This is a genomic window from Mycobacterium sp. TH-M103 (genome assembly GCF_057473785.1).
In genome coordinates, this window is the sequence record NZ_JBYCLG010000062.1 from 1 (window position 1) to 13,703 (window position 13,703).

11 protein-coding genes, 1 tRNA gene and 2 pseudogenes are annotated in these 13,703 nt (G+C 70.4%); 9 read left to right on the forward strand and 5 right to left on the reverse strand.

Annotated features, from left to right (window positions below; translation table 11 throughout):
• From prsA to AC2VOR_RS03455, 3 genes and pseudogenes are all read right to left on the reverse strand, one after another.
• A pseudogene (prsA, locus tag AC2VOR_RS03445) lies at window positions 1–249 on the reverse strand (ribose-phosphate pyrophosphokinase); the annotation flags it as partial.
• A 103-nt stretch (window positions 250–352) separates the two neighbouring features.
• On the reverse strand, window positions 353–1,831 hold the full coding sequence (glmU, locus tag AC2VOR_RS03450; RefSeq protein ID WP_369737272.1) for a bifunctional UDP-N-acetylglucosamine diphosphorylase/glucosamine-1-phosphate N-acetyltransferase GlmU: 1,479 nt from the start codon (window positions 1,829–1,831) through the stop codon (window positions 353–355).
• A 133-nt stretch (window positions 1,832–1,964) separates the two neighbouring features.
• Window positions 1,965–2,036: transfer RNA gene (locus AC2VOR_RS03455), tRNA-Gln, on the reverse strand.
• Between the two features lie 185 nt (window positions 2,037–2,221).
• Here AC2VOR_RS03455 and AC2VOR_RS03460 point away from each other — a divergent pair.
• A complete protein-coding gene (locus AC2VOR_RS03460; protein ID WP_369741464.1) occupies window positions 2,222–2,815 on the forward strand; it encodes a TetR/AcrR family transcriptional regulator in 594 nt (197 codons plus the stop codon).
• A 36-nt stretch (window positions 2,816–2,851) separates the two neighbouring features.
• Here AC2VOR_RS03460 and AC2VOR_RS03465 read toward each other — a convergent pair.
• Window positions 2,852–3,553, reverse strand: a pseudogene (locus AC2VOR_RS03465) (diaminopimelate decarboxylase); the annotation flags it as partial.
• 121 nt (window positions 3,554–3,674) lie between these two features.
• On the opposite strand from AC2VOR_RS03465, the gene mfd reads away from it, so the two are divergent.
• The 8 genes from mfd to AC2VOR_RS03505 all read left to right on the forward strand — a co-directional run bounded on the left by mfd (window position 3,675) and on the right by AC2VOR_RS03505 (window position 13,170).
• The gene (gene mfd, locus AC2VOR_RS03470; RefSeq protein WP_486963203.1) at window positions 3,675–7,316 is read left to right on the forward strand and encodes a transcription-repair coupling factor; all 3,642 of its coding nucleotides are present in this window, start codon (window positions 3,675–3,677) and stop codon (window positions 7,314–7,316) included.
• Window positions 7,313–8,275: a nucleoside triphosphate pyrophosphohydrolase gene (locus tag AC2VOR_RS03475; RefSeq protein WP_369737274.1), complete on the forward strand. Its 963-nt coding sequence runs from the start codon at window positions 7,313–7,315 to the stop codon at window positions 8,273–8,275. Before mfd ends, AC2VOR_RS03475 begins: the two co-directional genes overlap by 4 nt.
• Window positions 8,276–8,570: 295 nt before the next feature.
• On the forward strand, window positions 8,571–9,299 hold the full coding sequence (locus AC2VOR_RS03480; RefSeq protein WP_407685087.1) for a lytic transglycosylase domain-containing protein: 729 nt from the start codon (window positions 8,571–8,573) through the stop codon (window positions 9,297–9,299).
• Between the two features lie 61 nt (window positions 9,300–9,360).
• Entirely contained in the window at window positions 9,361–10,650 is a 1,290-nt protein-coding gene (gene eno / locus AC2VOR_RS03485; protein ID WP_369737276.1) for a phosphopyruvate hydratase, read from the forward strand.
• A gap of 5 nt (window positions 10,651–10,655) precedes the next feature.
• A complete protein-coding gene (locus AC2VOR_RS03490; RefSeq protein ID WP_369737277.1) occupies window positions 10,656–11,360 on the forward strand; it encodes an FtsB family cell division protein in 705 nt (234 codons plus the stop codon).
• Window positions 11,353–11,841 carry a DUF501 domain-containing protein gene (locus AC2VOR_RS03495; RefSeq protein ID WP_369737278.1) on the forward strand — a complete coding sequence of 163 codons (489 nt, stop codon included), beginning with the start codon at window positions 11,353–11,355 and terminating at the stop codon, window positions 11,839–11,841. Before AC2VOR_RS03490 ends, AC2VOR_RS03495 begins: the two co-directional genes overlap by 8 nt.
• Window positions 11,835–12,779 carry a Ppx/GppA phosphatase family protein gene (locus tag AC2VOR_RS03500; protein ID WP_369737279.1) on the forward strand — a complete coding sequence of 315 codons (945 nt, stop codon included), beginning with the start codon at window positions 11,835–11,837 and terminating at the stop codon, window positions 12,777–12,779. The genes AC2VOR_RS03495 and AC2VOR_RS03500 overlap by 7 nt, the downstream gene beginning before the upstream one ends.
• A 103-nt stretch (window positions 12,780–12,882) precedes the next feature.
• Window positions 12,883–13,170, forward strand: coding sequence for a hypothetical protein (locus tag AC2VOR_RS03505; protein ID WP_369737280.1), 288 nt, complete (start codon window positions 12,883–12,885; stop codon window positions 13,168–13,170).
• Between the two features lie 54 nt (window positions 13,171–13,224).
• On the opposite strand, the gene AC2VOR_RS03510 is transcribed toward AC2VOR_RS03505, so the two are convergent.
• A partial coding sequence (locus AC2VOR_RS03510) for a winged helix-turn-helix domain-containing protein (RefSeq protein ID WP_486963204.1) occupies window positions 13,225–13,703 on the reverse strand: 479 nt, incomplete at its 5' end.

Sequence of the window (13,703 nt, forward strand, 5' to 3'; positions counted from 1 at the left end):
GTCGATCATGATCAGCTGTTCCATCAGCCAGGTGTTCACCGGCATCGGGCACGACTGCAGGACGAACGCGTCGCAGCCGCGCACCGACTCGTTGAACCGCACGAAGATCTCGCCGTTGGCGAACTCCCGCGCGACCTGCGCGGTGACGTGGACGTCGAGCTCTTTGGCCACCTGCTCGGCCAGCTCGGGATGCGCACGGCCGGAGAAGAGCATCAGGTTCTTGCGGTTATCGGTCCAGTCGTGGCTCACGGTGCTGCCCCCGCCGTTCGGGATCGAATTGGAAGAAGCCCCATCGTACGTAGCGAGGGGGACCGAGATGTGGACGGGTTGCCAGGAAACGAACTCACCGTGTCTATTCGGGCTCGGATGTCTGACCGGTGCGGGCGGCGGCCTCGTCCGCGGCCCGCGCGGCCGCGCTGCCGGGCCGCTTGCGCCGCACCCAGCCTTCGATGTTGCGCTGCGGCCCCGCCGAGACCGCCAGCGCCCCCGGCGGGACGTCTTCGCGCACCACGGTGCCGGCGCCGGTGTAGGCGCCGTCGCCGACCGTCACCGGGGCCACGAACATGGTGTCCGACCCGGTGCGCACGTGCGAGCCGATGGTGGTGCGCCGTTTGGATTCGCCGTCGTAATTGACGAACACGCTGGACGCGCCGATGTTGCTGTGCTCGCCGATCTCGGCGTCGCCGACGTAGGTCAGGTGCGGAACCTTGGTGCCGGCGCCGATCGTGGAGTTCTTGACTTCGACGAAAGCGCCCAGCTTGCCGTCGGCTCCCAGCACGGTGCCGGGCCGCAGATACGTGTAGGGCCCCACCATCGCGCCGTCGCCGATCGAGGACTCCGAGCCGTGGGTGCGCACCACCGACGCGCCGTCACCGACGCTCACGTCGGTCAGCGTGGTGTCCGGGCCGAGGACGCAGCGCCCGCCGACCCGGGTGCGGCCCAGCAGCTGGGTCCCGGGCTGGATGACGGTGTCGCGGCCGATCGTGACGTCCACGTCGATCCAGGTGCTGGCGGGATCGACGACCGTCACACCGGCCATCTGGTGGGCGGCGACGATGCGGCGGTTGAACTCGGCGCCCAGTTCGGCGAGCTGGACACGGTTGTTCACCCCGGCCACCAGCGCGGCATCGTCGACGTGCCGGGCGTGCACGGCCCGGCCGTCGCGGCGCAGGATGGCGACGACGTCGGTGAGGTAGAGCTCCTGCTGGGCGTTGTCGGAGCTCAGCCGGCTCAGAGCCCAGCGCAACGCCCCGATGTCGAAGGCGTAGACGCCCGCGTTGACCTCGTGGATCTCCCGTTGGGACGGTGTCGCGTCGGCGTGCTCGACGATCGCCGTCACCTCGTCGTCCTGGGTGCGCAGGATCCGCCCGTAGCCGCTGGGATCGCCGATCGTGGTGGTCAGCACCGTGACCGCGGGCTGGTATTCGAGCCCGGCCGCGCCGTGCGCGGCGACCAGGTCCGCCAGGGTGTCGGCGTCCAGCAGCGGCGTGTCCCCGGAGGTGACCACGACGATGCCGGCGTACTCGTCGGGCAGGGCGGCCAGCCCGCACAGGGTGGCATGCCCGGTGCCCAGCGGCCGGTCCTGCAGCGCCACGTCGATCGGGCGCCCGAAGCTCTCGGCCAGCTCGGCGACCTGCGGTTCGATGCGCTGGTGGTCGTGGCCCAGCACCACGACCAGGTGCCGGGGCGCCACCTTGGCGATCGCGTGCAGCGAATGCGCCAGCATGCTGCGCCCGGCGATCGTGTGCAGCACCTTGGGGGTGTCCGACCGCATGCGGGTGCCGGCTCCGGCCGCCAGAACCAGGACCGCGATGTCACCACGAAACGACATGAACTCTCCTAGAACCCTCGGCGCGCGAGCCGCGGGTGCCTCCCGCTCGCGAGCGTGCGTGTCTGTGCCGCGACACGCCGTCAAGCGTGGCATTTCGTGCACGCTCGCGGCAAAGGGCGGGGGCTTTTCGGGGCTCCGTCGCCAGGACTCGAACCTGAACTATCTGAACCAAAATCAGAGGTGCTGCCGATTACACCACGACGGACCGCACACCGCGGCGACCACACGAGACCGCGCCCCCCAAACTCTAGACAATGCGGGCACCGGTTGTGGAACCGAGCCAAACGCCGCCGTACGCGGGACCGGCAAACCGATACGCTGATCGGCGTGGCTGTGCTGGGCACCGAGCCGGACAAACCGGACAAAGAGGTGCGGTCGCCGCGCGCGCGGATGACCGGCAGCGAGCGCCGCCATCAGCTCATCGGGATCGCACGCTCGTTGTTCGCCGAACGCGGCTACGACGGCACCTCGATCGAGGAGATCGCCCAGCGGGCCAACGTGTCCAAGCCGGTGGTGTACGAGCATTTCGGCGGCAAGGAGGGCCTGTACGCCGTCGTGGTCGACCGCGAGATGTCGGCGCTGCTGGACGGCATCACCTCCTCGCTGACCAACAACCGGTCCCGGGTGCGCGTGGAGCGGGTGGCGCTGGCGTTGCTCACCTACGTCGAGGAACGCACCGATGGCTTCCGCATCATGATCCGCGACTCACCCGCATCGATCAGTTCGGGCACCTACTCCAGCCTGCTCAACGACGCCGTCAGCCAGGTCAGCTCCATCTTGGCCGGCGACTTCGCGCGCCGCGGCCTGGATCCCGGGCTGGCCCCGCTGTACGCCCAGGCGCTGGTGGGCTCGGTGTCGATGACGGCCCAGTGGTGGCTCGACACCCGCGAGCCCAAGAAGGAAGTGGTCGCCGCGCATCTGGTGAACCTGATGTGGAACGGCCTGACCCACCTGGAAGCCGACCCCAGGCTGCAGGACGAGTAGGGATTGCCGGCCGGGCCGTCACCCGGTCAGTGTCACATCGACCGCGACGACGGGCCGGGGAAAACGCTCCGCGGCGCAGGCCTCGTCGAGCGCGTCCTCGATGACGGCGGCCAACTCGTCCACACCGGGTTCCGCAACACCCGCGACGTACGGGCCGGCCTGGTCACCGCCCACATGCACTTCGGTCAGCATGACGCCGTGCCGGGATCGGGCGTCGGCCATGGCGGCGACCGTGCGGCGCAGCGCCTCGCCGTAGCAGGCCGGGGCGCCGGCCCCAGAACCCCCGGAATTCGGCCGGCAGTGCAGGCCCACCAGGTCGAAGGTGAGACGCGCCGCCCCGCGCCGCGCCGGGCCGGCGACGTGGGGGATCTCGTGGGGCGAGTCCAGCACGATGCGGCCGACACCGGCGCCCACCGCGGCGCGCAGGTCATCGGGCGACCCCACATGCACGACGATGCGTGCCGGTTCCGTCCCCGCGGCGAGGGCAACCGCCAGTTCGCCGCTCGATCGGACGCCGATGCCGAGGCCGGCTGCGCGCGCCCAGCGCGCGACGCCGATCGTCAGCGGCGAACGGCCGCAGTGGACGACGCGCGCACCCTTGAACGCTCTGCGGCAACGGCGGGCGCGATCCCGGAAATCGGCCTCGTCGGTCACGCGGGCCGGGACGTGGAGTCTGGCACCGGACGACAGCGGGGACCCCACGTGAGCGATGGCGGGCAGGATGTCCAGCAATGTCATGGCTCCAGCCTGCGCGCGCTGATTCAGTGCGCGCGGCTTTCCTTACGACCCTTTGACGGTGCGGGGCCCGATCTTGACGGCCTCCGGCGGCTTCCCGCGCCGCCCTTAGAATGGATTCATCATGACCGCACCGGGGCCTGCTCGCCCAGAAACCCCGATCGCCGGGCTTGTCGAATTGGCGCTCACCGCGCCGACTTTCCAGCGGTTGATCGACAGCGCGGCCGCTGCCCCCGCCGAACTGAGGCTGGCCGGCCCGGCCGGAGCACGGGTGTTCGTGGCCGCCGCGCTGGCGCGGCGCGGCCCGCTGCTGGTGGTCACCGCGACCGGTCGGGAAGCCGACGACCTCGCGGCCGAACTGCGCGGCGTGCTGGGCGACGCGGTGGCGGTCTTCCCGTCCTGGGAGACCCTGCCGCACGAGCGGCTCTCGCCGGGCGTCGACACCGTCGGCGCGCGGTTGACCGTGCTGCGGCGGCTGGCCCATTCCGACGACGCGCGGTTGGGCCCGCCGTTGCAGGTGGTGGTGACCGCGGTGCGCTCGCTGCTGCAGCCGATGACGCCGCGGCTCGGCCTGATCGAACCCGTCACCATGGCCGTCGGCCAGGAGATCGCGTTCGAAGACGTTGTCGCCCGGCTCGTCGAGCTGGCCTACAGCCGGGTCGACATGGTGGGACGCCGGGGCGAATTCGCCGTGCGCGGCGGGATTCTCGACGTCTTCCCCCCGACTGCCGAGCACCCGGTGCGCGTCGAGTTCTGGGGCGACGAGGTCAGCGAGATGCGGATGTTCTCGGTCGCCGACCAGCGGTCGATCCCGGAGCTGGAGGTCGACACCGTCATCGCGGTCCCCTGCCGCGAACTGCTCCTGACCGAGGAGGTCCGGCAGCGCGCCGCCGCGCTGGCGGCGCGGCACCCGGCCACCGAGCCCGACGTCGCCGGCGGCGGCGTCGGCGACATGCTGGCCAAGCTGGCCGAGGGGATCCCGGTCGACGGCATGGAGGCGCTGCTGTCGGTGCTTCGGCCCGGCGAGGATGGCGCCCATGCGCTGCTGACCGACCAGCTGGCCCAGGGCACGCCGGTGCTGCTGTGCGACCCCGAGAAGGTGCGCAGCCGGGCCGCCGACCTGATCAAGACCGGCCGGGAGTTCCTCGAGGCGTCGTGGTCGGTGGCCGCGCTGGGTAGTGATGCGCCCGTCGACGTCGAGCAGTTCGGCGGATCCGGCTTCGCCGAACTGGACGACGTGCGCGACGCGGCGGCGCGGCGCGGTCATCCCTGGTGGACGCTGAGCCAGCTGTCGGACGAGTCGGCGATCGAGCTGGACATCCGGCCCTCGCCGTCGGCCCGCGGGCATCAGCACGACGTCGACGAGATCTTCGGGATGCTGCGTGCCCACGTCACGGCCGGCGGCCACGCGGTGGTGGTCGCGCCCGGGACCGGGACGGCCCACCGCGTGGTGGAGCGGCTGGCCGAGCACGAAGCGCCCGCGGCGATGCTGGACTCGGGCGAGGCCCCCAAACCCGGTGTCGTCGGGGTGCTCAAGGGGCCGCTGCACGAGGGCGTCATCGTCGACGGCGCCAACCTCGTCGTGATCACCGAGACGGATCTGACCGGCAGCCGGGCCACCGCCGTCGAGGGCAGGCGGCTGGCGGCCAAGCGGCGCAACACCGTCGACCCGCTGGCGCTGACGGCCGGTGACCTGGTGGTGCACGACCAGCACGGCATCGGGCGGTTCGTGGAGATGACCGAGCGCACCGTCGGCGGGGCCCGCCGGGAGTACCTGGTGCTCGAGTACGCCTCGAGCAAGCGCGGGGGAGGCTCCGACAAGCTCTATGTCCCGATGGATTCGCTGGACCAGCTGTCGCGCTACGTCGGCGGGCAGGCGCCGGCGCTGAGCAAGCTCGGCGGCAGCGACTGGGCCAACACCAAGACCAAGGCGCGCCGCGCGGTGCGCGAGATCGCCGGCGAGCTGGTGTCCCTGTACGCCAAGCGGCAGGCCAGCCCCGGCCACGCGTTCGCCCCGGACACCCCGTGGCAGGCCGAGATGGAGGACGCGTTCGGTTTCACCGAGACCGTCGACCAGCTCACCGCCATCGCCGAGGTCAAGGCCGACATGGAGAAGCCGATCCCGATGGACCGGGTGATCTGCGGTGATGTCGGCTACGGCAAGACCGAGATCGCTGTGCGCGCGGCGTTCAAGGCGGTGCAGGACGGCAAGCAGGTCGCCGTGCTGGTGCCCACGACGCTGCTGGCCGACCAGCACCTGCAGACGTTCACCGACCGGATGGCCGGCTTCCCGGTGACCGTGAAGGGGTTGTCGCGGTTCACCGACGCCGCCGAGTCCCGGGCCGTGATCGAGGGCCTGGCCGACGGTTCCGTGGACGTCGTGATCGGCACCCACCGGCTGCTGCAGACCGGGGTGCGCTGGAAGGACCTCGGGCTGGTGATCGTCGACGAGGAGCAGCGGTTCGGCGTCGAGCACAAGGAACACATCAAGTCTCTGCGCACCCACGTCGACGTGCTGACCATGAGCGCCACCCCGATCCCGCGCACCCTGGAGATGAGCCTGGCCGGGATCCGGGAGATGTCGACGATCCTGACGCCGCCCGAGGAGCGCTATCCGGTGCTGACCTACGTCGGCCCGCACGACGACAAGCAGGTCGCCGCCGCGTTGCGACGCGAGCTGATGCGCGACGGGCAGGTGTTCTACGTGCACAACCGGGTCAGCTCGATCGACCGGGTCGCGGCCCGGCTGCGCGAGCAGGTTCCCGAGGCGCGGATCGTCGTCGCGCACGGGCAGATGCCCGAGGAGCGCCTGGAACGCACGGTGCAGGGCTTCTGGAACCGCGAATACGACATTCTGGTGTGCACCACGATCGTGGAGACCGGGCTGGACATCTCCAACGCGAACACGCTGATCGTCGAGCGCGCCGACACCTTCGGCCTGTCCCAGCTGCACCAGCTGCGTGGCCGGGTGGGGCGCAGCCGGGAGCGGGGCTACGCCTACTTCCTCTATCCGCCGCACACGCCGCTGACCGAGACCGCCTACGACCGGTTGGCGACGATCGCGCAGAACAACGAGCTCGGTGCGGGCATGGCGGTCGCCATGAAAGACCTCGAGATCCGCGGCGCCGGCAACGTGCTGGGCGTCGAGCAGTCCGGGCACGTCGCCGGGGTCGGGTTCGACCTCTACGTGCGGCTGGTCGGCGAGGCCGTCGAGGCCTATCGCGCCGCGGTGGACGGCCAGACGGTCACCACCGCCGAGGAGCCCAAGGACGTGCGGATCGACCTGCCGGTGGATGCGCACCTGCCGCCGGACTACATCGGCAGCGACCGGCTCCGGCTGGAGGCCTACCGGCGGCTGGCGGCGGCCACGGACGACGCGGTGATCGCCGCGGTCGTCGACGAGCTCGTCGACCGCTACGGGGCGCTGCCCGAACCCGCCCTGCGGCTGGTGGCGGTGGCGCGGGTCCGATTGCTGTGCCGCGCCGCCGGGATCACCGAGGTGTCGGCGCCTTCGGCTTCGGTGGTGCGGTTGTCGCCGGTCACGCTGCAAGACTCCGCCCAGGTGCGTTTGAAGCGCATGTACCCGGCGGCGAGCTACCGCGCCACGACTGCCACCGTGCAGGTCCCGATCCCCCGGGCCGGCGGCTCTCGAAGTTCGGTCGGCGCGCCGCGCATCCGCGACGTCGAGCTGCTGCAGATGGTCGCCGACCTGGTGACCGCCCTGCAGGGGAAATCGCAGGTGAAGATTGGTATAACGAGTCCGTGATCGTCGTGTTGTTCGACCCGCGCCGCCCGTCGCTGGTGCCCGTCGAAGCCGTGGAGTACCTCCTCGGCGAGGTGCAGTACACCGAAGAGATGCCGGTCGCGGTCCCGTGGTCGCTGCCCTCGGCGCATCCGGTCGGCATGGGAGACGACGCGCCGGTGTTGCTGTCGTCCGACCCCGACCACCCGGCCGTCACCGCCCGGCTGGCCGCCGGGGCCCGGCTGATCTCGGCCCCGGAGACCCCCCGCGGCGAACGCCTCGTCGATGCCGTGGCGATGATGGACAAGCTGCGCACCGCCGGGCCCTGGGAGGGCGAGCAGACCCACGACTCGTTGCGCCGCTACTTGCTGGAGGAGACCTACGAGCTGTTGGACGCGGTCCGCAGCGGTGACGCCGACCAACTGCGCGACGAGCTCGGCGATGTGTTGCTGCAGGTCCTCTTCCACGCCCGCATCGCCGAGGAGGCGCCGCAGCACGCGTTCACCATCGACGACGTCGCCCTGGCGCTGACGCGAAAGCTCGGCAACCGGGTGCCGGGAGTGCTAGCCGGCGAAGCGATCTCACTCGAGGACCAGTTGGCCCAGTGGGAGGAGCGCAAGGCCGCCGAGAAGCCCCGCAGTTCGGTCATGGACGACGTCCACACCGGTCAGCCGGCGTTGGCGCTGGCGCAGAAAGTGATGCAGCGCGCGCAGCAGGCGGGGCTGCCCGCCGACCTAATTCCCGTCGAGGTCACCTCGGTCGTCGTGTCGGCCGACATCGACGCGGAAAGCGCGCTGCGCACAGCGGTTCTGGGTTTCGTGGACACCGTCCGCGTCGTCGAGCGGGCGATCGCCGCCACCCGGCGCGGGGACGCCGTTCCGGAAGAGCTCGACGTGACGCCGCTGGGCGCGGTGACCGAGGAGGAGTGGCGCGCTCACTGGCCGTCGACCGTCTCGGCGGTCGCCGAAGCCGTCGAGGGGTAGCCGGACGGTCGTGGTGGACGTCGGTTTTTCGCGCCGGCCGCATATTTCGCTCAGCGACCTCGGCAACGTTCGCCATTTCCCGCTTTATCGCCGGCTATCGTGGCACGTGAGGCGATAATTCCAATGGTTTTCGAAGGCGCTGCATTGCTAGCCGATATTGCCGGCAGCTAATCGACAATTCGCCGGAATCGGTTTCTTGGAGAGGTGTCGCTGCCTCGAAATCGCCGAGTGCGCCGCAAACGCGTGGGACGATGAACAAGAGGAAGTTGATCAAGGGGAGTTGCAGGGGAGCGTGGTGTCGCCGAGGCGTTGGATGCGTGCGGCCGCCGTGATCGGTGCGACCGCGATGCTGCTGGCGTCGAGTTGCACGTGGCAGCTCAGCCTGTTCATCCCCGAGGGCGTGCCACCCCCGGCGGGGGCTCCGGTGCCGCCCGTCGACACCCACGGCGGCGGCCGGCCCGCCGACCAGTTGCGCGACTGGGCCGAGCAACGCTCGGGGACATTGGAGATCCCCGTCATCGCACTGGAGGCCTACGCCTATGCCGCCCGCGTCGCCGAGGTCGAGAACCCGAAGTGCCACATCTCGTGGACCACGCTGGCGGGGATCGGCCAGGTCGAGAGCCACCACGGCACCTACCGGGGTGCGACGCTGTCCGCTAACGGGGATGTGAGCCCGCCCATTCGGGGTGTGCGCCTCGACGGCACCGGCGGCAATCTGCGCATCGTGGATGCCCAGGAAGACGTCACCGACACCGACGGCGTGGCGCGGGCGATGGGTCCGATGCAGTTCATCCCGGAGACGTGGCGGTTGTACGGCGTCGACGCGCACAACGACGGGGTCGTCAGCCCCGACAACATCGACGATGCGGCGCTGGCCGCGGCGGGTTACTTGTGCTGGCGCGGCAAGGATCTCGCGACCCCGCGCGGGTGGGTCACCGCCCTGCGCGCCTACAACAACTCCGGCGTGTACGCGCGGGCGGTCCGGGACTGGGCGACCGCCTACGCGGCGGGCCACCCGCTGTAGCAGGATGTATCGCTGAACGCGAAGCGATGTGCAGCACCGGCTACCATGCAAGGAGAACCCAGTGCCAATTATCGAGCAGGTCGGGGCCCGCGAGATCCTCGACTCCCGCGGTAACCCCACGGTCGAGGTCGAGATAGCGCTCAGTGACGGGACGTTTGCGCGCGCGGCGGTGCCGTCGGGCGCGTCGACCGGCGAACACGAGGCCGTCGAGCTGCGCGACGGCGGCGAGCGGTATGGCGGCAAGGGCGTGCGCAAGGCGGTGGAGGCCGTGCTCGACGAGATCGGTCCGGCCGTGATCGGTCTTGGCGCCGACGACCAGCGGTTGGTGGACCAGGCGCTGGTGGACCTCGACGGCACCCCCGACAAGTCGCGGCTGGGCGCCAACGCGATCCTGGGCGTTTCGCTGGCCGTGGCCAAGGCGGCCGCGGATTCCGCAGAGCTGCCGCTGTTCCGCTACCTCGGCGGCCCCAACGCCCACATCCTGCCCGTGCCGATGATGAACATCCTCAACGGCGGCGCGCACGCCGACACCGGTGTCGACATCCAGGAGTTCATGGTGGCGCCGATCGGCGCGCCCAGCTTCGGCGAGGCGCTGCGCTGGGGCGCCGAGGTGTATCACGCGCTGAAGTCGGTGTTGAAGAAGCAGGGCCTGTCCACCGGCCTGGGCGACGAGGGCGGCTTCGCCCCGGACGTGGCCGGTACGACCGCGGCGCTGGACCTGATCAGCACGGCGGTCGAGGCGGTGGGCCTGAAACTGGGTTCCGACGTGGCGCTGGCGCTGGACGCGGCGGCCAACGAGTTCCACGGCGACGGCACCGGCTACAACTTCGAGGGCAACGTCCGCACCGCCGAGCAGATGACGCAGTTCTACGCGGGCCTGCTCGACTCCTACCCGCTGGTGTCGCTGGAAGACCCCCTGTTCGAAGGGGACTGGGATGGTTGGGCCGCCCTGACGGCGGCGATCGGGGACCGGGTGCAGATCGTCGGCGACGACATCTTCGTCACCAACCCCGAGCGGCTTGAGGAGGGCATCGAGAAGGGCGTGGCGAACGCGTTGCTGGTCAAGGTCAATCAGATCGGCACGCTCACCGAGACGCTCGACGCCGTCGCGCTCGCGCACCACAGCGGGTACCGCACGATGATCAGCCACCGCAGCGGCGAGACCGAGGACACCACGATCGCCGACCTGGCGGTGGCGGTCGGCAGCGGGCAGATCAAGACGGGTGCGCCCGCCCGCAGCGAACGCGTCGCCAAGTACAACCAGTTGCTGCGGATCGAGGAGGCGCTCGGCGACGCCGCCCGCTACGCCGGTGACCTGGCGTTTCCGCGGTTCGCTCTGGAGACGAAATAGGCGGTATGCCCGAAGCCAAGCGGCCAGATCCCAAGCGCCGGTCCCCGGCACCGCGTCCGGGCAAGCCCGGCGGCGCGGTTCGGCGCCGTCGCGCCGCCAAGGTTTCCCGGCCGTCGCAGAGCGCTGCCCACGCCGGCCGCGACTCGGCGCGGACCCTGGCCGAGCACGTCGTCGAACCGATCAAGCGCCAGATCGCCGAGTCCGTCGAGCAGCGGGCCGACCAGCGGCTGGGGTTCACCGCGCGGCGCGCCGCGGTGCTGGCCGCGGTGATCTGCGTGCTGACGCTGACCGTCGCCGGGCCGGTGCGCACCTACTTCGCGCAACGCACCGAGATGGATCAGTTGGCCGCCAGCCAGGCGGCGCTGCGCCGTCAGATCGCCGAACTCGAGCAGCAGAAGGGCAAGCTCGCCGATCCGGCGTACATCGCGGCGCAGGCCCGCGAGCGTCTGGGCTTCGTGATGCCCGGGGACACCCCGTTCCAGGTGCAGCTTCCGCCCGGCGAGTCGGCCGCCCCGCAGCCTGGTTCCGGGGTCGCGAAACCGGCCCGCAACCAGCCGTGGTACACCGCGCTGTGGCACACCATCGCCGACGACCCGCACCTGCCGCCGGCCAAAGCCCCTCTGCCGGAAGCCCCACCGTCGCCGGCCGAACCCGGATCGCCCGGTCCGGTGGCGCCGGCCGCACCGAGCCCCGCCGCGCCCGGTGGTTGACCGCGCCGACCTGGAGGCGGTGGCGCGCCAGCTCGGTCGTGAGCCGCGCGGCGTTCTCGAGATCGCCTACCGCTGCCCCAACGGTGAACCCGGGGTGGTGAAGACCGTGCCGCGGCTCGTCGACGGAACACCGTTCCCGACGTTGTACTACCTCACGCACCCGCTGCTGACCGCGGCCGCGAGCAGGCTGGAGACGTCGGGGCTGATGCGCGAGATGACCGAGCGGTTGGGGCGCGATCCGGAATTGGCGGCCGCGTACCGGCGGGCCCACGAGGCGTACCTGGCCGAGCGGGACGCGATCGAGCCGCTGGGGACCACGTTTTCCGCCGGGGGCATGCCGGACCGGGTCAAGTGTCTGCACGTGCTGATGGCGCACTCGCTGGCCAAGGGGCCCGGATGCAATCCACTCGGCGACGAGGTGCTGCGGTTGCTGGCCGCCGAGCCGGCGATGGCCGATGTCCTGGAGGCGGGGAAATGGTGAGCCGGCTCGCCGGAATCGACTGCGGCACCAACTCGATTCGGCTGCTGATCGCCGATGTCGGCGACGGCGGGCTGCGCGACGTGCATCGTGAGACCCGGATCGTTCGGCTCGGGCAGGGAGTCGACGCGACGGGTGAATTTGCGCCGGACGCGATCGCGCGGACCCGGGCCGCGCTGACCGATTACGCCGCCCTGCTGCGGGCGCACGGCGCCGAACGGGTCCGGATGGTGGCGACCTCGGCCACGCGCGACGCCGTCAACCGCGACGCGTTCTTTGCGATGACGGCCGACGTCCTGGGCGCCGTCATCCCTGGCGCGGTTGCGGAGGTGATCACCGGCGCCGCGGAGGCCGAGTTGTCGTTCCGCGGCGCGGTCGGTGAATTAGACAGTGCTGCAGCGCCTTTCGTGGTTGTCGATTTGGGTGGTGGTTCGACCGAGATCGTGCTCGGCGGGGACGGTGTGGCGGCGAGCCATTCGGCCGACATCGGCTGTGTGCGGTTGACCGAACGTTGCCTGCACTCCGATCCGCCGACGTCGCAGGAGGTGGCGGCGGCGCGCTCCGTGGTGCGCGAGCGTCTCGAGGTCGCGCTGCGCGAGGTGCCCGTCGAAGAGGCGCGGACCTGGGTGGGGGTCGCCGGGACGATGACCACCCTGTCCGCGCTGGCGCACGACATGGCGTCGTATGACTCTGCGGACATTCATCTTTCGCGCGTGCCCGGCAGCAACCTGCTGGCTGTGTGCGAGCGGCTGATCGGTATGACGCGGGCGCAGCGCGCCGCGCTGGGGCCCATGCACGAGGGCCGGGCCGACGTGATCGGCGGCGGCGCGATCGTGGTGGAGGAGTTGGCCCGTGAACTGCGCGCGCGGGCCGGCATCGGCGAGTTGGTGGTCAGCGAGCACGACATCCTGGACGGGATCGTGCTGTCGATCGCCGGCTGAAGTCACACCCGTCACACCAGTCCCTGGAAGGAAACGGCACTCTTTGTGCCCACCTCATAGCGACACTTGCCGCGATGTCGTACCGGTGTGGGAATGTGCGGCAATGGAACTGCGTGGAATAGAGTTGCGTTACGTGCTCACGATGCATCTGGCGCACAACGGGAGATCGACCGTCGCCGAGATGATCGATGCGCTGGCGAGACAAGGTTTTCGCGTCCACGGCCGGGCATCGAAGGCGGTTTCGGATGCGTTGCGCTGGGAGGCCGAACGGGACAGGGTGCGCCGGCTCCGGCGTGGTCTGTACGGGCCGGGGTACATCCCGCGCTCCACCGAACACCGAATGCATAAACGAGTGCTCGGCCTCCGGGCGGCGGCGAAGTTGTCGCTGTGAGGTGGGCGCAAAGAGTGCCGTTTACTTCCAGGGACTGCTGTGGCTGATGTGACTTCACATCTCGAAGCGATAGCCCATGCCCGATTCGGTCAGCAGGTGTCTCGGGTGCGACGGGTCGTCTTCGAGCTTGCGGCGCAGCTGGGCCAGATAGACACGCAGGTAATGGGTTTCGGTGGCATAAGCGGGGCCCCACACCTCCTTCAACAACTCCTCGCGGCCGACCAGCTTGCCCCGGTTGCGGACCAGCATTTCGAGCATTCCCCACTCGGTGGGGGTGAGATGCACCTCGGCGCCCTTCTTGGTGACCTTCTTGGCGGCCAGGTCGACGGTGAACGCGTCGGTCTCGATGACCGGTTCCTCGGTATCGGACGCGGCGGCGCGGCGGACCGCGGCGCGCAACCGGGCCAGGAACTCGTCCATCCCAAAGGGTTTGGTGACGTAGTCGTCGGCGCCGGCGTCGAGCGCCGCGACCTTGTCCGAGGAGTCGGTGCGCGCCGACAACACGATCACCGGCGCCGTGAGCCAGCCCCGCA

Coding starts and splice junctions, on each gene's coding strand:
- AC2VOR_RS03460 (WP_369741464.1), top strand. CDS start 2,222: ATGACCGGCAGCGAGCGCCGCCATCAGCTCATCGGGATCGCACGCTCG.
- AC2VOR_RS03490 (WP_369737277.1), top strand. CDS start 10,656: ATGCCCGAAGCCAAGCGGCCAGATCCCAAGCGCCGGTCCCCGGCACCG.
- glmU (WP_369737272.1), bottom strand. CDS start 1,831: ATGTCGTTTCGTGGTGACATCGCGGTCCTGGTTCTGGCGGCCGGAGCC.
- mfd (WP_486963203.1), top strand. CDS start 3,675: ATGACCGCACCGGGGCCTGCTCGCCCAGAAACCCCGATCGCCGGGCTT.
- AC2VOR_RS03505 (WP_369737280.1), top strand. CDS start 12,883: ATGGAACTGCGTGGAATAGAGTTGCGTTACGTGCTCACGATGCATCTG.
- AC2VOR_RS03500 (WP_369737279.1), top strand. CDS start 11,835: ATGGTGAGCCGGCTCGCCGGAATCGACTGCGGCACCAACTCGATTCGG.